A 25315-nucleotide genomic window follows, 5' to 3' on the forward strand; every position below is an offset into this window, starting at 1 on the left:
GAACCCGCAATCCCGCACAGGATGGCGGGTTCTTTCGTTGCAGCAGCTGAAATGACCAATCCATCGCCCCTTTTTGCCATTGCGTCACTGGCACGCCACCCTCCGATTCCTTGAAAGTCCCTGTCCAGAGCCCACCCCGTTGACTACCGGAAGGCCTGAGCGCGGCAAACCGTCTTATAAATGAAACACCGCCCTCAGCTATACTCCCCCGCAATTTCGATCTGGCCCTGAGGACTGACTGTGAAGAACTGGACGTTGCGCCAACGCATTTTGGCGAGCTTTGCGGTGATTATCGCCATCATGCTGTTGATGGTGGTCGTCTCGTATTCACGGTTGTTGAAGATCGAAGCCAGTGAAAACAGCGTCCGTGACGACGCGATTCCCGGCGTCTATTACAGCTCGATGATTCGTGGCGCGTGGGTCGACAGTTATCTGCAGACCCAGGAACTGTTGGGGCTCAAGGAAGGGCAGGGCATCAGCAGTGAAGATGCGGCCGATTACAAGGCTTTCGAATCCCGACTTCAGGAGCAGATGGCCAATTACCGCAACACGGTCGTTACGGACGAGGACAAGCTCGAATTCGCAGCGTTCGAGAAGTATCACGACTCCTACATGAAGATTCAGGACGCCGTGCTTGATCTGCACAAACGCAATCTTGAAGCCGAAGCCGTCAAACTGTTCAACGAGCAACTGACACCGACCTGGTACTCGGGCCGGATGAAACTCAACGACATCATCGGCGAGAACAAGCGAGTCGCCGACCAGGCCATGGCCAACATCGACGAGGCTGTGGCAGCGGCCAAAGTCAGCATGTTCGTCTCGCTGCTGGTTGCTGTGCTGGCTGCCGGCCTCTGCGGTCTGTTGCTGATGCGCGCAATCATGGCGCCGATGAACCGCATCGTGCAGATCCTCGACATCATGCGCACCGGCGACCTGAGCAGCCGCTTGAATCTCGAGCGCAAGGACGAGTTCGGCGCAGTGGAAACCGGCTTCAACGACATGATGACCGAGCTCACTTCGCTGGTGTCCCAGGCCCAGCGCTCGTCGGTGCAGGTCACCACGTCGGTGACCGAAATTGCCGCCACCTCCAAACAACAGCAGGCCACTGCCACCGAAACCGCCGCGACCACCACTGAAATCGGCGCAACGTCGCGCGAGATCGCGGCGACCTCCCGCGACCTGGTGCGCACCATGACCGAAGTCTCCACCGCCGCCGATCAGGCCTCGGTGCTGGCCGGCTCCGGGCAGCAAGGCCTGGCACGCATGGAAGACACCATGCACTCGGTGATGGGCGCGGCAGATCTGGTGAACGCCAAACTGGCGATCCTCAACGAGAAGGCCGGCAACATCAATCAGGTGGTGGTGACCATCGTCAAGGTCGCCGACCAGACCAACCTGCTGTCCCTGAACGCTGCGATCGAAGCGGAGAAGGCCGGCGAATACGGTCGCGGTTTTGCCGTGGTCGCCACCGAAGTGCGGCGTCTGGCGGACCAGACCGCTGTCGCGACTTACGACATCGAACAGATGGTCCGCGAGATCCAGTCGGCGGTGTCCGCCGGGGTGATGGGCATGGACAAGTTCTCCGAGGAAGTGCGTCGCGGCATGGCCGAAGTGCAGCAGGTCGGCGAGCAGCTGTCGCAGATCATCCATCAGGTGCAGGCGCTGGCGCCGCGGGTGTTGATGGTCAACGAAGGCATGCAGGCCCAGGCCACCGGCGCCGAACAGATCAACCATGCGCTGGTGCAACTGGGGGATGCCAGCAGCCAGACGGTCGAGTCGTTGCGTCAGGCCAGTTTCGCCATCGACGAACTGAGCCAGGTGGCCGTGGGCCTGCGCAGCGGCGTTTCGCGATTCAAAGTCTGATGAGCGAAATCACCGCCAAACGCAGCGCTGCACCGGTGGCGAAGCAGGCGCTGTTCCTGCTGTTTCGCATCGGCAGCGAACGCTACGCCTTGCGCGCCACGGAAGTAGCCGAAGTGCTGCCGCGCCTGCCGTTGAAGCCGATTGCCCGGGCCCCGCACTGGGTGGCAGGGGTGTTCGCCTATCGCGGCACGGTGGTGCCGGTGATCGACCTCAGTGCCCTGACGTTCGGCCATCCTGCGCAAGCGCGCACCAGCACACGGCTGGTGCTGGTGCATTACCGCGCGGATGAATCGCAGCCGTCGCACTGGCTGGGCCTGATCCTCGAACAGGCCACCGACACCTTGCGTTGCAACCCGGATGATTTTCAGCCGTACGGCCTCGACAATCGTCAGGCGCCGTACCTGGGTCCGGTGCGTGAAGACGCGCAAGGGCTGGTGCAGTGGGTGCGGGTCAACGACTTGCTGGACGAGTCGGTGCGCACGCTGCTGTTCCCGTCGCCGCCGCTGGATCCGGCGCAGCTTGAGGAGCAGCCATGAGCAGCGACCAGCGCTTCTTCGATTTCCTCAAGGAACGCATCGGCCTTGACGTCGCCTCGGTCGGCCCGGCGATCATCGAGCGGGCTGTACGCCAGCGCATCACCCTGTCGCAAACGGTGAATGCCAATGAGTACTGGCAGACCTTGCTAGGCTCTCGGGATGAACAGCAGGCGTTGATCGAAGCGGTAATCGTCCCCGAAACCTGGTTTTTCCGTTACCCGGAATCCTTCGCCACACTGGGCAAACTGGCGCGCAAACGCCTGGGTGAGCTGAACAACATGCGCGCGCTGCGCATCCTCAGCCTGCCGTGTTCCACCGGTGAAGAACCCTATTCGATTGCCATGGCTTTGCTCGATGCCGGCCTCAAGCCCCATCAGTTCAAGGTCGATGGCATGGACGTCAGCCCCTTGTCGGTGGACAAGGCGCGGCGGGCGCTGTACGGCAAGAACTCGTTTCGCGGTCAGGAACTGGACTTTCGCGAGCGGCATTTTTTGCCGAGAACGAGGGCTATCGGGTGAATGAAATCGTCCGCGAGCAGGTACGCCTGCATGTCGGCAACGTGCTCGATCCGTCATTGCTGGTCAACGAGCCGCCGTTCGATTTCGTGTTCTGCCGCAACCTGCTGATCTATTTCGATCAGCCGACCCAGCAGCAGGTATTCGCGGTGCTCAAGCGCCTGACCCATGTTGATGGCGTGCTGTTTATCGGCCCGGCCGAGGGCAGTCTGCTCGGGCGGTTGGGCATGCGATCGATCGGGATCCCGCAGTCGTTTGCCTTCAGCCGTCACAGCGATCCACAACCCGAACCGTTGTCGATGCCGACCGCGATTCCCGTGCCGTTGCCTGTGCGCCAACCGGTACGCAGCACGCCACCGCCGCCGGTGCGTAACCGCCCGTTTGCGGGCGTGACGCCTTTGCCCGCGACGGCTAAAAGCAACAATCCCGACGCCGCAACGCTGCTGGCCAACATCGCCGCCCTGGCCAACGAAGGCAAAAGCGCCGACGCCCGTGCCGCATGCGAACAGTATTTGCGCAGCCACGAGCCGGTGGCCCAGGTGTTTTACTGGCTCGGCCTGCTGAGCGACGTCGCCGGCAGCGCCCTCGAAGCCCAGGGTTTTTACCGCAAGGCGCTGTACCTCGAACCGCAACACCCTGAAGCCCTGATGCACCTGGCCGCGCTGCTGCAGGCCCAGGGCGACACGGCCGGCGCCAGACGATTGCAGGAGCGTGCCGCCCGCAGCGACCGCACCGCCGACAGTGAGCGTAAACGATGATCCCGTCCGACACCTTGAATGTCACCCACGAAGACGCCCGGGCCATCGACGATTGCTGGAACCGCATCGGCATTCACGGCGACAAGTCCTGTCCGCTGCTGGACGAGCACATCCATTGCCGCAATTGCTCGGTGTATTCCGCCGCCGCCACGCGCCTGCTCGACCGCTATGCGTTGCAGCAGGACGAGCGCGATCCGGTGGCGACCCAGGTTGAAACCGAGCTGAAGACCCGTTCGCTGCTGATGTTCCGCCTTGGCGAAGAATGGCTCGGCCTGGCCACCCGCAGTCTGGTGGAGGTCGCGCCGTTGCAGGCGATTCACTCGCTGCCGCACCAGCGCTCCCGGGCCTTGCTCGGTGTGGCGAACGTGCGCGGTGCGCTGGTGGCGTGCCTGTCGCTGGTCGAACTGCTCGACCTCGACAGCAATGCGGCCCCGGCGACCGGCGCGCGGATCATGCCGCGCATGCTGATCATCGCGGCCCAGGGCGGGCCGGTGGTGGTGCCGGTGGACGAAGTCGACGGGATTCACGCCATCGACGAGCGCATCCTCGACGCCGCGTCGCGGTCCGGCGCACAGGCCAGCGCCAAATACACCCGAGGCGTGCTGCCTTTCAAAGGTCGCAGTCTGCGTTGGCTGGATGAAGAACAGCTGTTGTCCGCCGTCTCCCGGAGCCTCACATGACCCCGAGCAAATGCGCGACGCCTCCCTGCTCGAGCTGTTCAGCCTCGAAGCCGAAGCCCAGACCCAGGTGCTCAGCGCCGGGCTACTGGCGCTTGAGCGCAACCCTACTCAGGCCGATCAGCTCGAATCGTGCATGCGCGCGGCGCACTCGTTGAAAGGCGCGGCGCGGATCGTCGGCATCGACAGCGGCGTCAGCGTCGCCCACGTGATGGAAGATTGTCTGGTCAGCGCCCAGGAGGGACGGTTGTTCCTGCGCCCGGAACATATCGACGCGCTGTTGCAGGGCACCGATTTGTTGATGCGCATTGCTACACCGGCCAACGGCCCGCAACCGGCGGACATCGAGGCTTACGTGGCATTGATGGGCGGGTTGCTCGATCCGACGGCGCCGGCAGTGGTCCCTGCGGTTCCAAGTGCGCCACCGATGGCCGAGTTGCAGATTCAGCCACCGCCGGTGGCTGAGCCCGCGCCCGTTGTAATCCCCGCCGAGGTGGCCGAGCCGGAGCCTGCGCCCGCGCCGCGCAAGAGCAAACGCACCACTGAGGGCGGCGAGCGGGTGCTGCGGGTCACCGCCGAACGCTTGAACAGCCTGCTCGATCTGTCGAGCAAATCCCTCGTGGAAACCCAGCGCCTCAAACCGCACCTGGCCACCATGCAGCGCCTCAAGCGCATGCAGAACAACGGCCTGCGGGCGCTGGAAAGTCTCAACGTTCATCTCAAGGAACATGCCCTGAGCCTTGAAGCTCAAGAGGCACTGGAAGACGCGCGCCGTTTGCTCGCCGAATCCCAGCAGTTGCTGGCAGAGAAAAACGCCGAGCTCGACGAGTTTGCCTGGCAAGCCAGTCAGCGCGCACAAGTGCTGTACGACACCGCCCTGGCCTGCCGCATGCGGCCATTCGCCGATGTGTTGTCGGGGCAGGTGCGGATGGTCCGCGACCTCGGTCGCAGCCTCGGTAAACAGGTGCGGTTGGAAATCGAGGGTGAGAAGACTCAGGTCGATCGCGATGTACTGGAAAAACTCGAAGCACCGCTGACGCACCTGCTGCGCAATGCAGTCGATCACGGCATTGAAACTCCGCAGGAGCGCCTGCTCAAAGGCAAGTCCGAGGAAGGGCTGATTCGTCTGCGCGCCTCGCATCAGGCCGGTCTGCTGGTGCTGGAATTGAGCGACGACGGCAACGGCGTGGATCTGGAAAAAGTCCGCCGCAGCATCGTCGAACGCCAGTTGTCTCCAGCGGAAACCGCCGCTCAGTTGAGTGAAGAAGAACTGCTGACCTTCCTGTTTCTGCCGGGCTTCAGCCTGCGAGACAAGGTCACCGAAGTGTCCGGTCGCGGCGTCGGCCTCGATGCCGTTCAGCACATGGTCCGCCAGTTGCGCGGCGCGGTGGTGCTGGAGCAGACGGCGGGCGAGGGCAGTCGCTTCCATCTGGAAGTGCCGCTGACCCTGTCGGTGGTGCGCAGCCTGGTGGTGGAAGTCGGCGACGAGGCCTACGCCTTCCCGCTGGCGCACATCGAACGCATGTGCGATCTGGCGCCGGACGACATTGTGCAGGTCGAAGGCCGCCAGCATTTCTGGCACGAAGGTCGACATGTCGGGCTGGTTGCGGCCAGTCAGTTATTGCAGCGTCCGGCCAGCCAGAACAGCGGCGACACCTTGAAAGTCGTGGTGATCCGCGAGCGCGATGCGATCTACGGCGTGGCGGTCGAACGCTTCATCGGCGAGCGCACGCTGGTGGTGCTGCCGCTGGACGAGCGGCTGGGCAAGGTGCAGGACATTTCCGCCGGGGCCTTGCTCGACGATGGCTCGGTGGTGCTGATTGTCGACGTCGAAGACATGCTGCGTTCGGTGGACAAACTGCTCAACACCGGGCGTCTGGAGCGCATCGCACGCCACGGCAATCAGGCCGCAGAAGCCGCGCGCAAGCGGATTCTGGTGGTCGATGACTCGCTGACCGTGCGCGAACTGCAACGCAAGCTGCTGCTCAATCGCGGCTACGAGGTGGCCGTTGCGGTGGATGGCATGGACGGCTGGAACGCCCTGCGCTCAGAGGATTTCGATCTGCTGATCACCGACATCGACATGCCGCGCATGGACGGCATCGAACTGGTCTCGCTGCTGCGCCGGGACAACCGTCTGCAATCGCTGCCGGTGATGGTTGTTTCCTACAAGGATCGCGAGGAAGACCGCCGCCGTGGACTGGACGCCGGCGCCGACTATTATCTGGCCAAGGCCAGTTTTCATGACGACGCCTTGCTCGACGCGGTGGTTGAGCTCATCGGAGGAGCGCGGGCATGAAGATCGCAATTGTCAACGACATGCCTTTGGCGGTGGAGGCCCTGCGCCGCGCACTGGCCTTCGAACCGGCGCATCAGGTGGTGTGGGTCGCCGGCAACGGCGCCGAAGCGGTGCGCCTGTGCGCGCAAAACACTCCCGACCTGATCCTGATGGACCTGATCATGCCGGTGATGGATGGGGTCGAGGCCACCCGCCGGATCATGGCCGAGAGCCCTTGCGCGATCGTTATCGTCACCGTGGACCGCCAGCAGAACGTGCACCGGGTGTTTGAAGCCATGGGCCACGGCGCGCTGGACGTGGTCGACACCCCGGCCATCGGCGGCGGCAACCCTCAGGAAGCGGCGGCGCCGCTGCTGCGCAAGATCCTCAACATCGGCTGGCTGATCGGCGAGAAAACCGCCCGCGCGCGTCCCGCACCTGCGACCCCACGCAGTACCGCCTCGCGCCAGCGACTGGTGGCAATCGGCTCCTCGGCCGGTGGCCCGGCGGCGCTGGAAGTCCTGCTCAAAGGCCTGCCGCGCCACTTTTCGGCGGCCATCGTGCTGGTGCAGCATGTCGATCAGGTGTTCGCCGCCGGCATGGCCGAATGGCTGGCCAGCGCCAGCGGCCTGGACGTGCGTCTGGCCCGCGAAGGCGAACCGCCGCAGGCCGGCGCAGTGCTGCTGGCCGGCACCAACCACCATATTCGTTTGCTCAAGAACGGCACGCTGGCCTACACCGCCGAGCCGGTCAACGAGATCTATCGCCCCTCGATCGACGTGTTTTTCGAAAGCGTCGCCAACTACTGGAACGGTGACGCAGTAGGGGTTTTATTGACAGGGATGGGACGCGACGGGGCTCAAGGGCTTAAGCTCATGCGCCAACAGGGTTATCTGACCATCGCGCAGGATCAGCAAAGTAGTGCGGTGTACGGCATGCCCAAGGCTGCCGCAGCCATCGACGCGGCCGTAGAAATCCGTCCACTGGAAAAGATAGCGCCACGATTGCTGGAGATTTTCCCCAAATGAACATGTTCGTCCGCAATCCTGGCCCCCGCAGCACTCAGGTGACCGCCCATGAATGACTTACAGATCGATGACATCAAAACCGACGAGAACGCCGCCATGGTGTTGTTGGTGGACGATCAGGCGATGATCGGCGAAGCCGTGCGCCGTGGGCTGTCGAACGAAGAGAACATCGACTTCCACTTCTGCTCCGACCCGCATCTTGCTGTGGCCCACGCGGTGCGAATCAAGCCGACCGTGATCCTCCAGGATCTGGTGATGCCCGGCCTCGACGGCCTGAGTCTGGTGCGCGAATACCGCAATCACCCGGCGACCAAGGACATTCCGATCATCGTCCTGTCGACCAAGGAAGACCCGCTGATCAAAAGTGCGGCGTTCTCCGCCGGGGCCAACGATTACCTGGTGAAACTGCCGGACAACATCGAGCTGGTGGCGCGTATCCGCTATCACTCGCGCTCCTACATGACATTGCTGCAACGGGACGCGGCCTACCGCGCATTGCGGGTCAGTCAGCAGCAATTGCTCGACACCAACCTGGTGTTGCAGCGCCTGATGAACTCCGACGGCCTGACCGGGCTGTCCAACCGTCGGCACTTCGACGAATACCTGGAACTGGAATGGCGCCGCTCGCTGCGTGACCAGAGCCAGTTGTCGCTGCTGATGATCGACGTCGATTACTTCAAGTCTTACAACGACACCTTCGGCCATGTCGAGGGCGACGAAGCGCTGCGCAAGGTCGCCACGGCGATTCGCGAGGCCAGTGCCCGGCCGTCCGATCTGCCGGCGCGTTATGGCGGCGAAGAATTTGCGTTGGTGCTGCCCAACACCTCGCCGGGCGGGGCGCGACTGGTGGCGGAGAAGCTGCGCCAGACGGTTGCGGCGCTGAAAATTCCGCACAATGCCCCGGCCGAAGGCTCGAGCCTGACCATCAGCATCGGTCTGGCGACCATGGTGCCGGAGTCGGGCAGCGACTGCCGGTTGCTGATCTCGGCGGCGGATCGCGGCCTGTACCTGGCCAAGAACAACGGGCGCAATCAGGTGGGGATCGAATGAACCATTGAGTTCATTCGCCTCAAGAGCCGCCAGACGGGCTGCCGTGACAGCGTGATTACGTTATACTCGCCGGCTTTCAAAAGTTCGCCAACGAGTGCTGCCCGTCATGGAAATCAACCCGATCCTGAACACCATCAAGGACCTGTCCGAGCGCTCCGAATCTATTCGGGGGTATCTTTGACTACGATCAAAAGCATGAGCGTCTGATCGAAGTCAATCGCGAGCTTGAAGATCCTGCAGTCTGGAACAAACCTGAATACGCCCAGGAACTGGGCCGCGAGCGCTCGACGCTGGCGCAGATCGTCGACACCCTGGACGAGCTGGCCACCGGCCTGGCCGATTCCCGCGAGCTGCTCGACATGGCCGTTGAAGAGAACGACGAAGGCGCCGTGAATGACGTCGTCGAAGTGCTCCAGGGTCTCGAAGAGTCCCTGGCCAAACTGGAATTCCGTCGCATGTTCAGCGGCGAGATGGACCCGAACAACGCCTACCTGGACATCCAGGCCGGTTCCGGCGGCACCGAAGCCCAGGACTGGGCCAACATCCTGCTGCGCATGTACCTGCGCTGGGCCGATAAACGCGGTTTCGACGCGACCATCATGGAGCTGTCGGCCGGTGAAGTCGCCGGGATCAAAGGCGCCACCGTGCACATCAAGGGCGAATACGCCTTCGGCTGGCTGCGTACCGAAATCGGCGTGCACCGTCTGGTGCGCAAGAGCCCGTTCGACTCCGGCAACCGTCGCCACACCTCGTTTTCCGCGGTTTTCGTCTCGCCAGAGATCGACGACAAGGTGGAAATCGAAATCAACCCGGCAGACCTGCGGATCGACACCTATCGTTCCTCCGGTGCCGGTGGTCAGCACGTAAACACCACCGACTCGGCCGTACGTATCACCCACGTACCGACCAACACCGTGGTGAGCTGCCAGAACGAACGTTCCCAGCACGCCAACAAGGACACCGCCATGAAAATGCTGCGGGCCAAGTTGTACGAGCAGGAAATGCAGAAGCGCACCGCCGCGTCCCAGGCGCTGGAAGACACCAAGTCGGACATCGGCTGGGGTCACCAGATCCGTTCGTACGTGCTCGATGCCTCGCGGATCAAGGATCTGCGTACCAACATCGAACGCAGCGACTGCGACAAGGTGCTCGACGGCGACATCGACGAATACCTGGAAGCCAGCCTGAAATCGGGCCTGTAAGCTTTCACCCGACCTCAAGTCCCCCGTCACCGGCGGGGGCAACGAACCTGTGATGGAATATTTAAAGACATGAGCGACCAACAACTCGACCAGGCCCTGCAACAGGAAGAAAACTCCCTGATCGCCCTGCGCAAGGAAAAGCTTGCTGCCGAGCGCGCCAAGGGCAATGCCTTCCCGAACGACTTCCGCCGCGACAACTACTGCGATGCGTTGCAAAAGCAGTACGCGGACAAGACCAAGGAAGAGCTGGCAGAGGCTGCGATCCCGGTCAAGGTTGCAGGTCGCATCATGCTCAACCGTGGCTCGTTCATGGTGATCCAGGACATGACCGGTCGCATCCAGGTCTACGTCAACCGCAAAACCTTGTCTGAAGAAACCCTGGCCGCGGTGAAAACCTGGGACATGGGCGATATCATCGCCGCCGAAGGCACCCTGGCCCGTTCCGGCAAGGGCGACCTGTACGTCGAGATGACCAGCGTGCGCCTGCTGACCAAATCCCTGCGCCCGCTGCCGGACAAGCACCACGGCCTGACCGACACCGAACAGCGCTACCGTCAGCGCTACGTTGACCTGATCGTCAACGAAGACGTGCGTCAGACCTTCCGCGTCCGTTCGCAAGTGATCGCGCACATCCGCAGCTTCCTGATGAAGCGCGACTTCCTCGAAGTCGAAACGCCGATGCTGCAGACCATTCCTGGCGGCGCCGCGGCCAAGCCGTTCGAAACCCACCACAACGCGCTGGACATGGAAATGTTCCTGCGTATCGCGCCAGAGCTGTACCTCAAGCGTCTGGTGGTCGGTGGCTTCGAAAAAGTGTTCGAGATCAACCGCAACTTCCGTAACGAAGGCGTTTCGACTCGTCACAACCCTGAATTCACCATGTTGGAGTTCTACCAGGCTTACGCCGACTATGAAGACAACATGGACCTGACCGAAGAACTGTTCCGCGAGCTGGCGCAGCTGGTTCTGGGCAGCACCGATGTGCCATACGGCGACAAGGTGTTCCACTTCGGCGAGCCGTTCGTGCGCCTGTCGGTGTTCGACTCGATCCTCAAGTACAACCCCGAGCTGACCGCCGATGACCTGAACGACATCGACAAGGCGCGTGAAATCGCCAAGAAGGCCGGCGCCAAGGTGCTGGGCTTCGAAGGTCTGGGCAAGCTGCAGGTGATGATTTTCGAAGAGCTGGTCGAGCACAAGCTCGAGCAGCCGCACTTCATTACCCAGTACCCGTTCGAAGTCTCGCCGCTGGCCCGTCGCAACGACGACAACCCGAACGTCACCGACCGTTTCGAGCTGTTCATCGGTGGCCGTGAAATCGCCAACGCCTACTCCGAGCTCAACGACGCGGAAGACCAGGCCGAGCGTTTCATGGCGCAGGTGGCCGACAAGGACGCCGGCGACGACGAAGCCATGCACTACGACGCCGACTTCGTTCGCGCGCTAGAGTACGGCATGCCGCCAACGGCCGGTGAAGGTATCGGCATCGACCGTCTGGTGATGCTGCTGACCAACTCCCCGTCGATCCGCGACGTGATCCTGTTCCCGCACATGCGGCCGCAAGCGTAATTGTTTCAATAAAAAAGCCGCCTGAAATGGGCGGCTTTTTATTGCCTGTCTGGTACAAACGTATCAAATGGTTAATTTTGAAGAAAACAACAGAGGTATGCCTGTCGTGATCGGTGCAATGGCTCAAGAGGGTGCAGCGGGAATCGCCACTGCGGTCGCTGAAAGTGTTCAGTACCAGGGCCGCAAGGCCAGCCGGCAGGGCAGTGAACAGCGTCGACAGGACATTCTCGATGCGGCGATGCGCATTGTCGTACGCGACGGCGTACGCGCCGTGCGTCACCGTGCGGTGGCGGCCGAGGCCGGAGTGCCGCTGTCGGCCACCACGTATTACTTCAAGGACATCGATGACCTGCTCACCGATACCTTCGCCCAATACGTCGAACGCAGCGCGGCCTACATGGCCAAGCTGTGGATCAACAACGAAGGCCTGCTGCGCGAAATGGTGGTCAGCGGTGACGGCAGCCCGGAGTCGCGCTCGCAACTGGCTGACGATATCGCCCGGTTGATGGCCGACTACGTGCATCGGCAACTGGTCAACCGTCGCGAGCATTTGATGGCGGAACAGGCGTTCCGCCAAGAAGCATTGCTGAACCCGCGTCTGGCGGAGCTTGTGCGTTCCCATCAGCAGATTCTGCTGCAGGGCACCTGCCAGTTGTTCCAGGTATTGGGCTCGCGCGAGCCGCAGCAGGACGCCAAGGTGTTGACGGCGATTATCGGACGGATGGAATATCAGGGCCTGCTCAACGACGCCGAGCCTTTGGCCGAAGAGGACATGCTCGGCATTCTGACGCGCTATATGCACCTGGTACTCGCGTCGGTGTAACGCAATCCCCTGTGGGAGCAAGCTCGCTCTCACAGGTTCGCTGGTGAGTTCGGGTCTAGGGAGTGTCGAATGAAAGCCTGGCGTGGCGTGCTGATCGCCTTGTCGTTCCTGTTGCTCAGTGGATGTCTGGTGACCTTCAAGGATCCGCTGCCCGCCAGTGAACCAGCGCCCAAGGGCCTGCTCGGCCAATGGTCGAGCACCAATGCCTGGGGCGAGCCGATGAATCTGGAGCTGACGCGCCTGGGCAACGATCGCTATCAGGCGGTTGCGTACTTCAAGGCCAGACCCCGCGAGCGTGAAGCCTATCCGTTCACGGTGTCGCGCCATGGCAACCGCTGGTACCTGTCGGCGAAGGTGCCGGCGCAATACGGCGGGCACTTCACCATTGCCGGTTTCGAGATCACCGACAAGCGCGAGCTGGTGATCTACAACCTCGACCTTGAGCAGATCAATCAGGCCATCGCCCAGAAAACCCTCGACGGCCAGGGCTTTCAGACCGATGACGGCGAGGGCGTGCAGGTCGACAGTCCGCTTGAAAAGGTCTTTGCTTACCTCGACGACCCGGCCAATTCCGACGTTTTCGTCGAAGCGGCGCGCTATCAGCATCAGGCCAAAGCCAAATAATCCAGTACGTCACGTTTTCTACAGGAGTTTCGGGTGGACGATTACCAGCAGACGATACGCACGTTGTCCGATCGCATTGTGCTGGCGCAGACGCCGATCCGTGTGCTCGACGCGGTCAAGTGGGACGAGAACATTCGCAAGGGTTTCCTCAAGGCCAAGGGCAAGGAATTGCCGGCGGTGGATCGCGACTACTACCTCAACCGGCCGCTGTCCTTCGACTCAAGCAGGGTCAAGCTGGAATTCCAGAACATCGAGCGCGACATCACCCGTCAGCTCGGTCAGTTCAACCCGGTCGGCCAGATCATGCGCCGCATGTGCAAGGAATACCGGATGGTGGTGCGCATGCTCGAAGCGCGCGGCACCGAGGACTTCGGCCTGATTTCCCAGGAACTGTACGGCGCCGCGTCGGATGCGTTCCACGCCGGTGACCCCACGCTGGCCGACCTCGGCCTGATGATGTCCGACTACCTGAACAACATCGACGGTCGTGGCGACCTGAAGGACGAACCGAAGGTCCTCACCGCCAAGGACGCCGTGCACCTGCTGCAAACCCGGCTGAACAAGGTGTTCGGTGAGGCCGAGGAAACCATCCGCGTGTTCGAGTCCGACGGGATCGTCGCCGATGCGGCGGCGGGCGCCGACTACATCAAGATCCGCACCGACGCGATGTTCAACGACCGCGACGTGCGCGCGCTGGAAGTCCACGAAGGCCTGGTGCACGTCGGCACCACGCTCAACGGTTTGAACCAGCCGATCTGCACCTTCCTGTCCAAGGGCCCGCCCTCGTCGACAGTGACTCAGGAAGGCCTGGCGATCCTGATGGAAATCATCACCTTCGCCTCCTACCCGAGCCGCCTGCGCAAACTGACCAACCGCACCCGCGCCATCCACATGGTCGAGGAGGGCGCGGACTTCCTGCAGATTTTCGAGTTCTTCCGCGAGCAGGGCTTCGAAATGGCGGAAAGCTATGGCAACGCCAGTCGGGTTTTCCGTGGATCGACGCCGACCGGTCTGCCATTCACCAAAGACTTGTCCTACCTCAAGGGCTTCATCATGGTTTACAACTACATTCAGTTGGCCGTGCGCAAGGGCAAGCTCGAGCAGATCCCGCTGTTGTTCTGCGGCAAGACCACGCTGGAGGACATGCGAACCCTGCGTCAGCTGGTGGACGAAGGCCTGGTGGTGCCGCCCAAGTACCTGCCGGACCAGTTCCGCGACATGAACGCGTTGTCGGCGTGGATGTGCTTCTCCAACTTCCTCAATCACTTGAGCCTGGACCGGATCGAGGCGGACTACTCGAATATCCTCTGAACTCGATGATGTTCTTTGTGGGAGCGAGCTTGCTCGCGAAGGCGGTGTGTCAGGTAACGCGTGAGTTAAATGTTAGATAGCATTCGCGAGCAAGCTCGCTCCCACATTGGAATGCATTCCCACCCTGTTTTTGCGAGGTTTCACCGGATGAGAATCCTCGGCATCCTTTGCCTGCTTTTGACCCTCGGCGGTTGCAGCTCCTTGCTGTTCTATCCAGAGCCGGGCCAGATCTTCACGCCGGAAAAGGCCAAACTCGAATACCGCACCGTCACTCTGACCACCGCCGACGGCCTCAAGCTGAATGCCTGGTGGCTGCCGGCCAAAGCCGGTGTCGAGATCAAGGGCACGGTCCTGCACCTGCACGGCAACGGCGGCAACCTGCCGATGCACTTGGGCGGGAGTTGGTGGCTGCCGAAAAACGGCTATCAAGTGTTGCTGGTGGACTATCGCGGTTACGGCCTGTCCGAAGGCGAGCCGAGCCTGCCGGCGATCTATCAGGACATCGATGCCGCCTTCGCCTGGCTGGACAAGGCGCCGGAAGTCAAAGGCAAACCGCTGGTGCTGCTGGGCCAAAGCCTCGGCGGGGCGATGGCCGTGCATTGGCTGGTGCAACATCCGGAAAGACAAAAACAGCTCAAGGCCTTGGTGCTCGACGGTGTGCCCGCCAGTTACCGCAGCGTCGGCCAGTACGCCCTCAGCACGTCGTGGCTGACCTGGCCATTTCAGGTGCCGCTGTCGTGGCTGGTGCCGGATGGCGACAGCGCGATCAACGCCATGCCGCAGCTCAACGGCGTGCCGAAACTGATCTTCCACAGCCTCGACGACCCGCTGGTGCCCCTTTCCAACGGCATCCGTCTGTATCAAGCTGCGCCGCCACCGCGCGTGCTGCAGCTGACCCGGGGCGGGCATGTGCAGACCTTCGGCGACCCGGTGTGGCGCCAGGTGATGCTGCGCTACCTCGACGACCCCGAGCATTTCAACGGCTTGCGCCGCCTCGGCGAGATCCCGAATTATCCGACACCTCCGAATTCTGAAGACGAACCACCAGAGAGTCCGCAATGACTGAAGAACGCAACGCCATCCCGCTGATCATCACCGGTATCTGCAGCATCCTCGGCACCGTCGGTGCCCTGTGGTGGTATGGCTACCTGCACTTCGCCAAACCCGAGGATGCGTTGCTGCTCAACGAATTCACCATGCTCAAGACCATTCCCGGCGAAGACTACAAAGTTTCCCTGGAGCCAGCAGCGCAAGTGGCGCAGTGCATTGATGGGGTCTTGGTGTTGTTTGATACCGAGCAAAAGGGGCTGACTGGCGTGCTGGTCAACGACCGCAAGAAAGCCGTGCGGTGCATGGGGCAGGAGACGCCGCAGAAGCTGGCGCAGTAAAACAGGGTCTGTACGGGCGCCTTCCCTTTTTCAGATGAAAAATCAGGAGGCGCCCGTGTTTTTACAATGCTGCTTACGAAGAACGGTTGGCGAATTGGAAGCTCAAGGGGCTACGTCAAAAGATCCTATTCTTGGCGGTGCAGAGGTGCTGCTTACCTGATGATATATAACTGCAATATATTTCCCTGCTGATAAATGAGGGAAGTTAGTTTTCCAGTTACCCAGCGCATCAGCGATGACTGTTAGTTCATGAGAGATATTTTCTCCGCTTTTTTGGTAGGAAATCTTGGTTGTTGCGCCAGGAATACCCTTCCCTGAGAAATTAATCGGATTTGGAGCAGCTGGCCCCTCTAAGGCCGGGGATGTAATTTTGGGTAACGGAAGTGGTGATGTGCATTTGGGCGCCGTCTCATGATTTACAGCGACGGCAATTGTCGCACCCTGCGAATTTGCACTACATGTTGTAACGGTGATACCTACTCCTGGATCTCTTAGAGTCTTGCCGGGGAGTAATGTCGGATCATCCGTCGTGGCTGTTTCCGGTGTGCCATCGAGCTGGGTGTTTAATACTGTGCCCCCCATCGTGGTGTATCTCACCCAAACGCCGTTTACCCGGTTATCGGTTGCAGGAAAATTGTCGAACGGAGTGGGTTTTCGGTATTCCAACGCCAACTGTGCCGGAGTGGTTTCAGGTCGATTGATGAGATAAAGCTGAGGTCCGGCATCGCCCAGTTTTGCCAAGCGATAAAGGCCGCTGCGTTCGATGACTGCCACCTGTGAGCTGTCCAGCCATCCCGAGTACCACCGGTTGTTGGCGGGATAGAGGGTTCCACCTCCAGAGACAGAGTCACCACTGTCGCCATAGCCAATCACCGCACACTCAATGGGGGCCATTTCCAGTGGGGCTAATACGGTATCGCCGTGTTTTGGGCACTTGATGTAGGTGCTTCCATGGCTGTATCCAAGATTTTGCCCGAATTCATGCTTGTAAACGTGAGGGCCTCCCGATTGTCCATATACACCAATGAATTTCCCGGGTGTCCAGGCTGAAGCTGACCCGCCACAGTCAATTACGCTGATGCGGTAATCGTAGTTATTAGCGTCCAGTCCATGCGCCTGCGCGGCTTTTATCCCCTCTGAATCTGCCAGGTTAATCGGCATTGGTGCCGAGTCTCCGGGTTTGAATGTGCATAGTTCAGGGCGAGGGCCGGATGTATGCTCAATGATCTGTCCGGTGAGTGTGAGCTTTCCGTTCGAGGCTGCGTGAATGTAAGCCGGCAGTGCGTTGGGATCCGTAGAAACTGTATGTTGCCTGATCAATGGAAAATCCAGAGCGTCGCCATCCTGCCAATGGGTTACGGTGACCAGTAGTGTTTTGGTTCCCACTACCGGACGCTGATTGACTTCCGGTTCAGGCAATGGAACCTCATTTGGGATGGAATCTCGTTCGTCATACCCAAAATCATTTGCAGTTGAGGCGTTCGATGGTGGTGCTACGCAGCCTGCAACGAGCATGGCTGCACACAGTGTTGTCAGAAAGGCCCGAGTTCGCATGGTAACGCTCCTTGATTTCCAGCATTTGGTTTGGAGCTAAAGTGTTACGCGCACTCATTTGTTTCGCCTACTGTTATAAATGACAGGTCAAGACGAGTGGTAGTCAATCTCCGCTGCAAAAAAAAGCCCCGTCGGAGCAGATCCGGCGGGGCTTTCATGTTGCTTCGCGAATTATTTGGCGCTAACCGCCGAACGCGGCATCACTGGCTGGTTGTCGTTGGAAATGGTCACTTCCACCCGACGGTTCATTGCACGGCCCGAAACGCTGCCGTTATCCGCCACCGGGTATTCCTTGCCATAGCCCTGAGTCACGATGCGCGACGGATCGACGCCCATCTTGATCAGTGCGACCTGCACGGAAGTGGCACGACGCTCGGACAACGACTGGTTGTAGTTCGCCGAACCGGTGCTGTCGGTATAACCCTCGACGATCACTTTGCGATCAGGATTTTCCTGGAGGAACTGCGCCAGTTTATTGATGTTCACCAGACCGCTGGATTTCAGATCGGCCTTGTTGGTGGCGAACAGCACGTCACCGAAGGTCACCAGCGTACCGCGATCGGTCTGCTTGGCGTTGAGGCTGTCCTGCAGCTGTTTGATCTGCTGATCGCGAGCATCCAGACGGGCCTGGGCACGTTGGGCGGCGGCGTTCTTCAGATTGTTCTCAGCAGTACGCAGGGCGATGGTCTGCTTGGCCACTTCCACGCGCTGGTTGGTCAGGTAGGCCAGTTGGTCGACCTTGCGCTGATCTTCCTTGTCCAGATAAGCCTTGTCGGCCTTGTCCAGATAATCACTGGCGTCCTTGGTTTCCAGCGCCGCGACCTTGCTGGCCTGCGGGTTGGCCTGCAGGCCGGCGTAGTTGGTGCGCGCCTGTTCCAGATTCGGGTTCGGCGGTGTCGAGCAGGCAGCCAGGGCAACGCTTGCGGCCAGAAGAGCGGGGATCATCAGTTGTTTACGCATAATCGTTCGTCCTTTCTATCGATAAGAGTTTCAGCCTTGCGGTCGGGATGCGCGCTTACTGCACAGTGCGCTGACTTTCCTGACGCAGTTCCTGAACACCTTTCTGGGAATCCTTCACCGCTTGTTCGGCTTTCATCGCCTGAGCCTTGCGTTCAGCGACGCGGGCGTCCCACTCGGCCTGTTCGGCCAGGATGCGGGCTTCGTCATACTTTTTATCGTGCATGGCGATTTCTGCTTGTTTGAGCTTGTCCTGTGCCTGCTTCATTTCCACGGCGGCGAATTCGGTACCGCCGGCGCTGACCGCGCTGTTGACCGCCGATTGAGTCACGGCGTATTGCTCGGTCGGAGGATTGCCGGCGCAACCGGCCAGTACGAAGCTGGTGCCGATCGCCAGGGCGGCCAGTTTCAGACCGCGCAGGTGGGAAAACGAGGTTTGGGTCTTCATGGTCTTCAACTCCATTGGTTAACTCCTTGGAAGCTTCGAAATCCATCCTGGTAGCGGAGCCGCAACCGTCATGTGCAAGTGCGTTTTGAAACGCTCGTTCCAGGCGTGGTTATCTGTTCCGACCGAAGGCATTTTTCAAAAGTTCAGAAAAGATGGCTCATCGCCCAAAAAAATGCTGACCAGGTGGACAAGGCCCTGAACCGGGAACTTTGGCGGGGGAGAGTGGTACGCGCGGGAGTAATAAGGCGTGTGATTTATGAGTTTGAATACAGTCAATGTGGGAGCGAGCTTGCTCGCGATAGCGTCGGATCAGTCACCACTACAGTGCCTGACAAACCGCTTTCGCGCGCAAGCTCGCTCCCACGTTTCGATTTATGTTGTGTCAGTGTTTCTGCTTGCCGGCTGCGGTCGACAAGTCATGCAAATGCCGCCGCGACAGCGCAAGAAAACGCGGCGTCGGGCCGACATCTTCATACAGCGGATCGCCTTCCTCGTCGGTGGCAACCACGGTCGAACCTTTCACATATGGCAGGCTCGCTTCGAACTCTTCGAGGGCGGCGCCGATCAGCTCGCCGAGCAGTTCTTCGGCGTGGCGTTTGGGGTACATTTCGGCGATTGCCGCCAGCCGTGCGGCGGCTTCCACATCCAGATGAATCGTGTAGCCGGTATCGGTCAGGCGACCCTTGGCTGTTTCTTCCCAATGCTGGGCGAGTTCACGGATTTTCATATAGACCTCATGTCGCACCTGCTCATGGCAGGTCTTGGTGAGTGTCCGCCGTCAGCCGGCGGCAAGCCGTTGTGGGGCTTACTGTTGAGACTAGCTTCAAGCCTCAAGGTTTAAAGTCCCTTCGTCGTCTGCTTGTAAGAAGCGTTCCAGAGCGGCACTCTCTGTTCATCCACTCACTTGCGATCCGTCACCGATTACTGCTGGAGAGATGCTGATGACCGATATTGATGCACGCTTGCGCGAAGACGTTCACCTGCTCGGTGAGCTGTTGGGCAACACTATTCGTGACCAGTACGGCGAGGCGTTTCTCGACAAGATCGAGCAGATCCGCAAGGGCGCCAAGGCCGACCGGCGCGGCTCGATGGACGCCGAACTCAGCGCCAGCCTTAATCAATTGAGCGAAGACGAACTGCTGCCCGTGGCGCGGGCCTTCAACCAGTTTCTCAACCTGGCGAACATTGCCGAGCAGTACCAGCTCATCCATCGCCGCGAAGAAACCCAGGCCGCACCGTTCGAATCCCGCGTACTGCCGGAACTGCTCGCCCGCCTGCGCAACGAAGGGCACAGCGCCGAATCCCTGGCCCGGCAACTGGCGCGGCTGGAGATCGAACTGGTGCTCACCGCGCACCCGACCGAAGTGGCCCGCCGCACGCTGATCCAGAAGTACGACGCGATTGCCGCGCAACTGGCGGCTCAGGATCACCGCGACCTGACCACGGCCGAACGCGAGCACATCCACAACACCCTGCAACGCCTGATCGCTGAAGCCTGGCACACCGAGGAAATCCGCCGCACCCGGCCGACCCCGGTGGACGAAGCCAAGTGGGGTTTTGCGGTGATCGAGCACTCGCTGTGGCAGGCGATTCCCAACCATATGCGCAAGGCCGATCAGGCGCTGTTTGCGGCCACCGGTTTGCGTTTGCCACTGGAAGCCGCGCCGATCCGCTTCGCTTCGTGGATGGGCGGCGACCGTGACGGTAACCCGAACGTGACGGCTGCCGTCACCCGCGAAGTGCTGTTGCTGGCGCGCTGGATGGCGGCCGATCTGTACCTGCGGGATGTCGATCACCTGGCGGCCGAACTGTCGATGCAGCAGGCCAGCGATGCGCTCAAGGCCCGGGCCGGCGACAGTGCCGAGCCGTATCGTGCGGTGCTCAAGCAATTGCGTGAACGGCTGCGCGCCACGCGCAATTGGGCCCACGCATCCCTTACGGCGACCACCCCGGCGCCGGCCGATGTGCTGCACAACAATCGCGACCTGCTCGATCCGCTGGAACTGTGTTTCAACTCGCTGCACGAGTGCGGCATGGGCGTGATCGCCGATGGGCCGTTGCTCGATTGCCTGCGTCGGGCCGTGACCTTCGGCCTGTTCCTGGTGCGCCTCGATGTGCGTCAGGATTCGTCGCGCCACAGCGCAGCGATGACCGAAATCACCGATTACCTCGGCCTCGGCAAATACGAAGAGTGGGACGAGGAACAGCGCATCAGCTTCCTGACCCGCGAACTGCAAAACCGTCGGCCATTGCTGCCGGCGCATTTCAAACCCTCGGCCGACACCGCCGAAGTGCTCGCCACCTGCAAGGAAATTGCCGCTGCGCCGGCGGCTTCGCTGGGCTCCTACGTGATCTCCATGGCCGGCGCCGCCTCTGATGTGCTGGCGGTGCAATTGTTGCTGAAAGAGTCCGGCGTATTGCGGCCGATGCGTGTGGTGCCGTTGTTCGAAACCCTCGCCGACCTGGACAACGCCGGCCCGGTGATCGAGCGCCTGTTGCTGCTGCCGGGTTATCGCGCACGGCTGCAAGGTCCGCAGGAGGTGATGATCGGCTATTCCGACTCGGCCAAGGACGCCGGCACCACCGCGGCGGCGTGGGCGCAGTACCGGGCGCAGGAACGGCTGGTGGAAATCTGCCGCGAGCAGCAAGTCGAACTGCTGCTGTTCCACGGCCGCGGTGGCACCGTGGGGCGTGGCGGTGGTCCGGCACACGCGGCGATTCTGTCGCAGCCGCCGGGGTCGGTGGCCGGACGTTTCCGCACCACCGAGCAGGGGGAAATGATTCGATTCAAATTCGGCCTGCCGGACATCGCCGAACAAAACCTCAATCTGTATCTGGCGGCAGTGCTCGAAGCGACCCTGTTGCCACCGCCGCCACCGACCCCTGAATGGCGGCATCTGATGGACGAACTGGCCGCTGACGGCGTCGCCGCCTACCGTGCGGTGGTTCGGGAAAATCCGCAATTCGTCGAGTATTTCCGCCAGTCGACCCCGGAGCAGGAGCTTGGTCGCCTGCCATTGGGCAGCCGTCCGGCCAAGCGCCGCGCCGGTGGCATCGAAAGTCTGCGGGCGATTCCGTGGATCTTCGGCTGGACCCAGACCCGTCTGATGCTGCCGGCCTGGCTCGGCTGGGAAACCGCCTTGAGCAAGGCGCTGGAGCGCGGCGAAGGCGAGTTGCTGGGGCAGATGCGCGAACAGTGGCCGTTTTTCCGCACGCGTATCGACATGCTGGAGATGGTGCTGGCCAAGGCCGACGCCGACATTGCGCTGTCCTACGACCAGCGTCTGGTGCAGTCGGACCTGTTGCCTTTGGGTGCGCACTTACGCGACCTATTGTCGCAGGCGTGTTCCGTGGTCCTCGGCCTGACCGGTCAGTCGCAGCTGCTGGCACATAGCCCGGATACCCTGGAATTCATCCGTCTGCGCAACACCTACCTCGACCCGCTGCATCTATTGCAGGCCGAGTTGCTGGCGCGCTCGCGGCAACAGGATGTCGAGCAGGGCAGCCCGGTGGAACAGGCGCTGCTGGTGTCTGTGGCGGGGATTGCCGCCGGTTTGCGAAATACCGGCTAAGGTTTTCTGCGTGGGGCGGGGCACCCGGGGCGAACCCTCGGGTGCCGTTTGACGACCGTGGGAAAAATGCGGTCAGGCGACAGTTAATGATGGGGTTGCGACTTGGGGAACCGCGTCGCAAGGTCGCGGCGGGCGCCGGTTTCTCCGACTTTTGGCGTCTTGTGTGGGCGCAGCCTGCTGTGTATCTTGATCAGCCTTTGGCCGTTTGGGCGGCCACGACCCGTTTTATGAGATTGGCCCCACGAGGCGAATCCATTGTTTTTTATATAAAAAATTGAGGAGCACATCGATGCGCGTCATTCTGCTGGGAGCTCCCGGGGCCGGTAAAGGTACTCAGGCTAAGTTCATCACCGAGAAATTCGGCATTCCGCAAATCTCCACCGGCGACATGCTGCGTGCTGCGGTCAAGGCCGGCACCGAGCTGGGCATCAAGGCCAAGAGCATCATGGATGCCGGTGGCCTGGTGTCGGATGACCTGATCATCGCGCTGGTCAAGGACCGTATCGCTCAAGCCGATTGCGCCAAGGGTTTCCTGTTCGATGGCTTCCCGCGCACCATTCCTCAGGCTGAAGCGCTGGTGACTGCCGGTGTCGAGCTGGACGCCGTGGTCGAAATCGCCGTTGAAGACGAAGAAATCGTTCAGCGTATCGCCGGTCGTCGCGTTCACGAGGCCAGCGGCCGCGTTTACCACATCGTCTACAACCCGCCGAAAATTGCCGGTAAAGACGACATCACCGGCGAAGAGCTGGTACAGCGCAAGGACGACACCGAAGAAACCGTGCGTCATCGCCTGTCGGTCTACCACTCGCAGACCAAGCCGCTGGTGGACTTCTACCAGAAGCTGTCCGCCAGTAACGGTGGCAAGCCGAAGTACAGCCACATCCCTGGCGTCGGTTCGGTTGAAGCGATCACCGCCAAGGTGCTTGAAGCGCTGAGCTGAAAAACCTGATCCGCTGCATCATCCACGGCCCGCTTGCGGGCCGTAGTTGTTTATACTGGCGCACTTTTTCCCCACCTGATTTACGGACACATCGATGAGCACCTTGCTGGCCCTGGACACCGCGACTGAAGCTTGCTCCGTTGCCTTGCTGCATGACGGCAAGGTCACGAGCCATTACGAGGTGATCCCGCGCCTGCATGCGCAGAAACTGCTGCCGATGATCCAGCAACTGCTGGCCGACGCCGGCACCACCCTGCAAGCGGTGGACGCTATCGCTTTCGGTCGTGGCCCGGGCGCTTTCACCGGCGTGCGAATTGCCATCGGCGTGGTGCAAGGCCTGGCCTTTGCGCTGGATCGCCCGGTGTTGCCGGTGTCGAACCTGGCCGTGCTGGCGCAACGGGCGTATCGCGAACACGGCGTGAGCCAGGTTGCGGCGGCCATCGATGCGCGCATGGATGAGGTGTATTGGGGCTGCTACCGCGAGACGGCCGGAGAGATGCGCTTGGTCGGCGCCGAGGCGGTGCTGCCGCCGGAAGTCGCCGCGCTGCCGGAGGATGCCTCGGGTGACTGGTTCGGTGCCGGCACCGGCTGGGGTTATGGCGAACGCATCGCGGTAAACCTGAGCGGTTCCGATGCCGGCATGCTGCCCCACGCTGAAGACCTGCTGACTCTGGCACGATTTGCCTGGGAGCGCGGTGAAGCGATTCCGGCTGACGACGCCCAGCCGGTTTATCTGCGCGACAAGGTAGCCACCCCGAAAGCCCGCTGATTCATGCTAGATCCTGTGGGAGCGAGCTTGCTCGCGAATGCGGTGGGTCAGTCGCCATCAATGGTGACCATAACCATGTTTTCGCGAGCAAGCTCGCTCCCACAGGTTTAGTGATTACCTCAACAAAGCCAATCGTCCGTTTCTAACCCCGCGCTTTAAACCTTTTGTCTTTTATGTGTTCTAGTTATCACTCGGCGATTTGCTAAGTCGGTCAGGTGCCGCTAAATTGCCATCATCGATACCGAGCATGACTTTATGCGTATAGACGGCGTTTCCACTCATTCCTACCCTATCAAGCGCAAGCCTCGCAAAGGCAATCCGGCGCTGGATGAGTCCGTCGACGATATCGACGGCGAGCTGGAATTCCCGACCGAAGAGCAACTGGCCGCCCGTGCCGCCAAAGCCACCGCGCAACGCCTGAGCAATCTGCCCGCCCGCCAACAAGACATGATTTATCACCGCGCGATGAAGAAAAGCGTGGCCATGGCCCTGGCCAGCTACCTGAGCACCGCCGGTTTTGTCGATTGGGATGCAGACGTGCTGGGCCTCGATCTGTACATCTGATGGATCTGCCTTACTACCTCGGTTGCCCGTCCTGGAGCGAAAACGCCTGGCGCGAGTATCTGTATCCGGCAGACGCCAAGACCTCCGATTTCCTCGGACTCTATTCACAAGTCTTCAACGCGGTGGAAGGCAACACGACCTTCTACGCCAGCCCCTCGCCGGCCACCGTGCAGCGTTGGGCCGAGGTGATGCCGGAGCATTTTCGCTTCACCGCCAAGTTTCCCGGTGACATCAGCCACAGCGGCGACTTGCGCGATCAACTGACCGCCGCTGAAACCTTCCTCCAGTTACTCAAGCCGCTCGGTGAGCGCGTCTCGCCAATGTGGCTGCAACTGTCGAAAAGCTTCACTCCGCATCGCTTGCCGGAGCTTGCTGCGTTTATCGATGCACTGGATTGCCCGCTGGCAGTGGAAGTGCGCCACGAACAGTTTTTCGCCAAGGGCGAGAGTGAGCGACTGCTGAACCGGCTATTGCTGGATCGTGGCGTGGAGCGTATCTGTCTCGACCCGCGCGCGTTGTTCAGTTGCCTGTCGACCGAGTCGTCTGTGATCCACGCCCAATCGAAAAAGCCCCGCGTGCCCACACGGCCGGCAGCATTCACTCAATTCCCGCAGGTGCGCTTCATCGGCCACCCGGAGCTTGAGGCCAACGATCCGTTTCTGGTGCCGTGGGTGGCGAAAATCGCCGAGTGGATCGAAGAGGGCCGCACGCCCTACATCTTCCTGCACACCGCCGATAACCTCCTGGCGGCGAAGCTGGCGCAACGTTTTCACGCACAACTGATGCAACGTTTGCCTGGCCTGCGCCCCTTGCCTGAGCTATACAGAGAACCCGCCGCCGAGCAACTCGGCCTGCTCTGAGGCGGATTCCTTTTCTGCTCAGGAGCCTG

22 protein-coding genes and 1 pseudogene are annotated in these 25315 nt (G+C 61.1%); 19 read left to right on the forward strand and 4 right to left on the reverse strand.

Annotated elements, in window-relative coordinates:
* Nucleotides 1-240: 240 nt before the first annotated feature.
* From I5961_RS05340 to I5961_RS05405, 14 genes and pseudogenes are all read left to right on the forward strand, one after another.
* On the forward strand, nucleotides 241-1863 hold the full coding sequence (locus I5961_RS05340; protein WP_085697292.1) for a methyl-accepting chemotaxis protein: 1623 nt from the start codon (nucleotides 241-243) through the stop codon (nucleotides 1861-1863).
* Nucleotides 1863-2399: a chemotaxis protein CheW gene (locus I5961_RS05345; RefSeq protein WP_085697293.1), complete on the forward strand. Its 537-nt coding sequence runs from the start codon at nucleotides 1863-1865 to the stop codon at nucleotides 2397-2399. The genes I5961_RS05340 and I5961_RS05345 overlap by 1 nt, the downstream gene beginning before the upstream one ends.
* Nucleotides 2396-3672: pseudogene (locus I5961_RS05350) on the forward strand (CheR family methyltransferase). Before I5961_RS05345 ends, I5961_RS05350 begins: the two are co-directional and overlap by 4 nt.
* The gene (locus I5961_RS05355) at nucleotides 3669-4352 is read left to right on the forward strand and encodes a chemotaxis protein CheW (protein ID WP_085697295.1); all 684 of its coding nucleotides are present in this window, start codon (nucleotides 3669-3671) and stop codon (nucleotides 4350-4352) included. The pseudogene I5961_RS05350 and the gene I5961_RS05355 overlap by 4 nt, the downstream one beginning before the upstream one ends.
* Nucleotides 4309-6648 (forward strand): hybrid sensor histidine kinase/response regulator, encoded by a 2340-nt coding sequence (locus I5961_RS05360; protein ID WP_227234570.1) that lies wholly within the window; start codon nucleotides 4309-4311, stop codon nucleotides 6646-6648. The genes I5961_RS05355 and I5961_RS05360 overlap by 44 nt, the downstream gene beginning before the upstream one ends.
* Nucleotides 6645-7655 carry a chemotaxis response regulator protein-glutamate methylesterase gene (locus tag I5961_RS05365; RefSeq protein ID WP_085697297.1) on the forward strand — a complete coding sequence of 337 codons (1011 nt, stop codon included), beginning with the start codon at nucleotides 6645-6647 and terminating at the stop codon, nucleotides 7653-7655. The genes I5961_RS05360 and I5961_RS05365 overlap by 4 nt, the downstream gene beginning before the upstream one ends.
* 48 nt (nucleotides 7656-7703) lie before the next feature.
* Nucleotides 7704-8705 (forward strand): response regulator, encoded by a 1002-nt coding sequence (locus tag I5961_RS05370; RefSeq protein WP_011332645.1) that lies wholly within the window; start codon nucleotides 7704-7706, stop codon nucleotides 8703-8705.
* 106 nt (nucleotides 8706-8811) lie between these two features.
* A protein-coding gene (prfB, locus tag I5961_RS05375; protein WP_139832565.1) for a peptide chain release factor 2 occupies nucleotides 8812-9907 on the forward strand; the annotation gives its coding sequence in 2 pieces (ribosomal slippage) (nucleotides 8812-8883 and nucleotides 8885-9907; 1095 coding nt in all).
* 69 nt (nucleotides 9908-9976) lie between these two features.
* Nucleotides 9977-11476, forward strand: coding sequence for a lysine--tRNA ligase (lysS, locus tag I5961_RS05380; protein ID WP_227234572.1), 1500 nt, complete (start codon nucleotides 9977-9979; stop codon nucleotides 11474-11476).
* A 118-nt stretch (nucleotides 11477-11594) separates the two neighbouring features.
* Nucleotides 11595-12299 (forward strand): TetR/AcrR family transcriptional regulator, encoded by a 705-nt coding sequence (locus I5961_RS05385; RefSeq protein ID WP_011332647.1) that lies wholly within the window; start codon nucleotides 11595-11597, stop codon nucleotides 12297-12299.
* Nucleotides 12300-12368: 69 nt separating this feature from the next.
* Nucleotides 12369-12923, forward strand: a complete 555-nt coding sequence (locus I5961_RS05390; protein WP_085702560.1) for a hypothetical protein — start codon at nucleotides 12369-12371, stop codon at nucleotides 12921-12923.
* Nucleotides 12924-12956: 33 nt separating this feature from the next.
* Nucleotides 12957-14234 (forward strand): flavohemoglobin expression-modulating QEGLA motif protein, encoded by a 1278-nt coding sequence (locus I5961_RS05395; RefSeq protein WP_085688808.1) that lies wholly within the window; start codon nucleotides 12957-12959, stop codon nucleotides 14232-14234.
* A 147-nt stretch (nucleotides 14235-14381) separates the two neighbouring features.
* On the forward strand, nucleotides 14382-15296 hold the full coding sequence (locus tag I5961_RS05400; RefSeq protein WP_085702561.1) for an alpha/beta hydrolase: 915 nt from the start codon (nucleotides 14382-14384) through the stop codon (nucleotides 15294-15296).
* Entirely contained in the window at nucleotides 15293-15622 is a 330-nt protein-coding gene (locus I5961_RS05405) for a hypothetical protein (protein WP_085697300.1), read from the forward strand. The genes I5961_RS05400 and I5961_RS05405 overlap by 4 nt, the downstream gene beginning before the upstream one ends.
* A gap of 102 nt (nucleotides 15623-15724) precedes the next feature.
* Here the strand turns inward: I5961_RS05405 and I5961_RS05410 are convergent, their stop codons facing one another.
* From I5961_RS05410 to I5961_RS05425, 4 genes are all read right to left on the reverse strand, one after another.
* Complete coding sequence (locus I5961_RS05410; protein ID WP_227234574.1) at nucleotides 15725-17176, reverse strand: transposase; 1452 nt, start codon at nucleotides 17174-17176, stop codon at nucleotides 15725-15727.
* 171 nt (nucleotides 17177-17347) lie between these two features.
* Nucleotides 17348-18136, reverse strand: coding sequence for an OmpA family protein (locus I5961_RS05415; protein ID WP_085702562.1), 789 nt, complete (start codon nucleotides 18134-18136; stop codon nucleotides 17348-17350).
* A gap of 55 nt (nucleotides 18137-18191) precedes the next feature.
* On the reverse strand, nucleotides 18192-18596 hold the full coding sequence (locus tag I5961_RS05420; RefSeq protein ID WP_064378962.1) for a DUF4398 domain-containing protein: 405 nt from the start codon (nucleotides 18594-18596) through the stop codon (nucleotides 18192-18194).
* Nucleotides 18597-18963: 367 nt separating this feature from the next.
* Entirely contained in the window at nucleotides 18964-19308 is a 345-nt protein-coding gene (locus I5961_RS05425) for a pilin assembly protein (RefSeq protein ID WP_085688799.1), read from the reverse strand.
* Nucleotides 19309-19522: 214 nt separating this feature from the next.
* On the opposite strand from I5961_RS05425, the gene ppc reads away from it, so the two are divergent.
* From ppc to I5961_RS05450, 5 genes are all read left to right on the forward strand, one after another.
* Nucleotides 19523-22153 (forward strand): phosphoenolpyruvate carboxylase, encoded by a 2631-nt coding sequence (ppc, locus tag I5961_RS05430; RefSeq protein WP_085702672.1) that lies wholly within the window; start codon nucleotides 19523-19525, stop codon nucleotides 22151-22153.
* 289 nt (nucleotides 22154-22442) lie between these two features.
* The gene (gene adk / locus I5961_RS05435) at nucleotides 22443-23093 is read left to right on the forward strand and encodes an adenylate kinase (RefSeq protein WP_085697304.1); all 651 of its coding nucleotides are present in this window, start codon (nucleotides 22443-22445) and stop codon (nucleotides 23091-23093) included.
* A gap of 94 nt (nucleotides 23094-23187) precedes the next feature.
* Nucleotides 23188-23862, forward strand: a complete 675-nt coding sequence (gene tsaB / locus I5961_RS05440) for a tRNA (adenosine(37)-N6)-threonylcarbamoyltransferase complex dimerization subunit type 1 TsaB (protein ID WP_085702563.1) — start codon at nucleotides 23188-23190, stop codon at nucleotides 23860-23862.
* Between the two features lie 255 nt (nucleotides 23863-24117).
* A complete protein-coding gene (locus I5961_RS05445) occupies nucleotides 24118-24426 on the forward strand; it encodes a hypothetical protein (protein ID WP_007954720.1) in 309 nt (102 codons plus the stop codon).
* Entirely contained in the window at nucleotides 24426-25286 is an 861-nt protein-coding gene (locus I5961_RS05450; protein ID WP_085702564.1) for a DUF72 domain-containing protein, read from the forward strand. The genes I5961_RS05445 and I5961_RS05450 overlap by 1 nt, the downstream gene beginning before the upstream one ends.
* Nucleotides 25287-25315: the final 29 nt, after the last annotated feature.

This window comes from Pseudomonas sp. IAC-BECa141 (assembly GCF_020544405.1).
Taxonomy (GTDB): domain Bacteria; phylum Pseudomonadota; class Gammaproteobacteria; order Pseudomonadales; family Pseudomonadaceae; genus Aquipseudomonas.

Coding starts and splice junctions, on each gene's coding strand:
- I5961_RS05415 (WP_085702562.1), bottom strand. CDS start 18,136: ATGCGTAAACAACTGATGATCCCCGCTCTTCTGGCCGCAAGCGTTGCC.
- I5961_RS05445 (WP_007954720.1), top strand. CDS start 24,118: ATGCGTATAGACGGCGTTTCCACTCATTCCTACCCTATCAAGCGCAAG.
- I5961_RS05355 (WP_085697295.1), top strand. CDS start 3,669: ATGATCCCGTCCGACACCTTGAATGTCACCCACGAAGACGCCCGGGCC.
- I5961_RS05360 (WP_227234570.1), top strand. CDS start 4,309: ATGAAGAACAGCTGTTGTCCGCCGTCTCCCGGAGCCTCACATGACCCC.
- adk (WP_085697304.1), top strand. CDS start 22,443: ATGCGCGTCATTCTGCTGGGAGCTCCCGGGGCCGGTAAAGGTACTCAG.
- I5961_RS05345 (WP_085697293.1), top strand. CDS start 1,863: ATGAGCGAAATCACCGCCAAACGCAGCGCTGCACCGGTGGCGAAGCAG.
- I5961_RS05400 (WP_085702561.1), top strand. CDS start 14,382: ATGAGAATCCTCGGCATCCTTTGCCTGCTTTTGACCCTCGGCGGTTGC.
- I5961_RS05390 (WP_085702560.1), top strand. CDS start 12,369: ATGAAAGCCTGGCGTGGCGTGCTGATCGCCTTGTCGTTCCTGTTGCTC.
- I5961_RS05425 (WP_085688799.1), bottom strand. CDS start 19,308: ATGAAAATCCGTGAACTCGCCCAGCATTGGGAAGAAACAGCCAAGGGT.
- I5961_RS05365 (WP_085697297.1), top strand. CDS start 6,645: ATGAAGATCGCAATTGTCAACGACATGCCTTTGGCGGTGGAGGCCCTG.
- tsaB (WP_085702563.1), top strand. CDS start 23,188: ATGAGCACCTTGCTGGCCCTGGACACCGCGACTGAAGCTTGCTCCGTT.
- I5961_RS05385 (WP_011332647.1), top strand. CDS start 11,595: ATGGCTCAAGAGGGTGCAGCGGGAATCGCCACTGCGGTCGCTGAAAGT.
- I5961_RS05370 (WP_011332645.1), top strand. CDS start 7,704: ATGAATGACTTACAGATCGATGACATCAAAACCGACGAGAACGCCGCC.
- I5961_RS05405 (WP_085697300.1), top strand. CDS start 15,293: ATGACTGAAGAACGCAACGCCATCCCGCTGATCATCACCGGTATCTGC.
- I5961_RS05420 (WP_064378962.1), bottom strand. CDS start 18,596: ATGGAGTTGAAGACCATGAAGACCCAAACCTCGTTTTCCCACCTGCGC.
- lysS (WP_227234572.1), top strand. CDS start 9,977: ATGAGCGACCAACAACTCGACCAGGCCCTGCAACAGGAAGAAAACTCC.
- ppc (WP_085702672.1), top strand. CDS start 19,523: ATGACCGATATTGATGCACGCTTGCGCGAAGACGTTCACCTGCTCGGT.
- I5961_RS05450 (WP_085702564.1), top strand. CDS start 24,426: ATGGATCTGCCTTACTACCTCGGTTGCCCGTCCTGGAGCGAAAACGCC.
- I5961_RS05410 (WP_227234574.1), bottom strand. CDS start 17,176: ATGCGAACTCGGGCCTTTCTGACAACACTGTGTGCAGCCATGCTCGTT.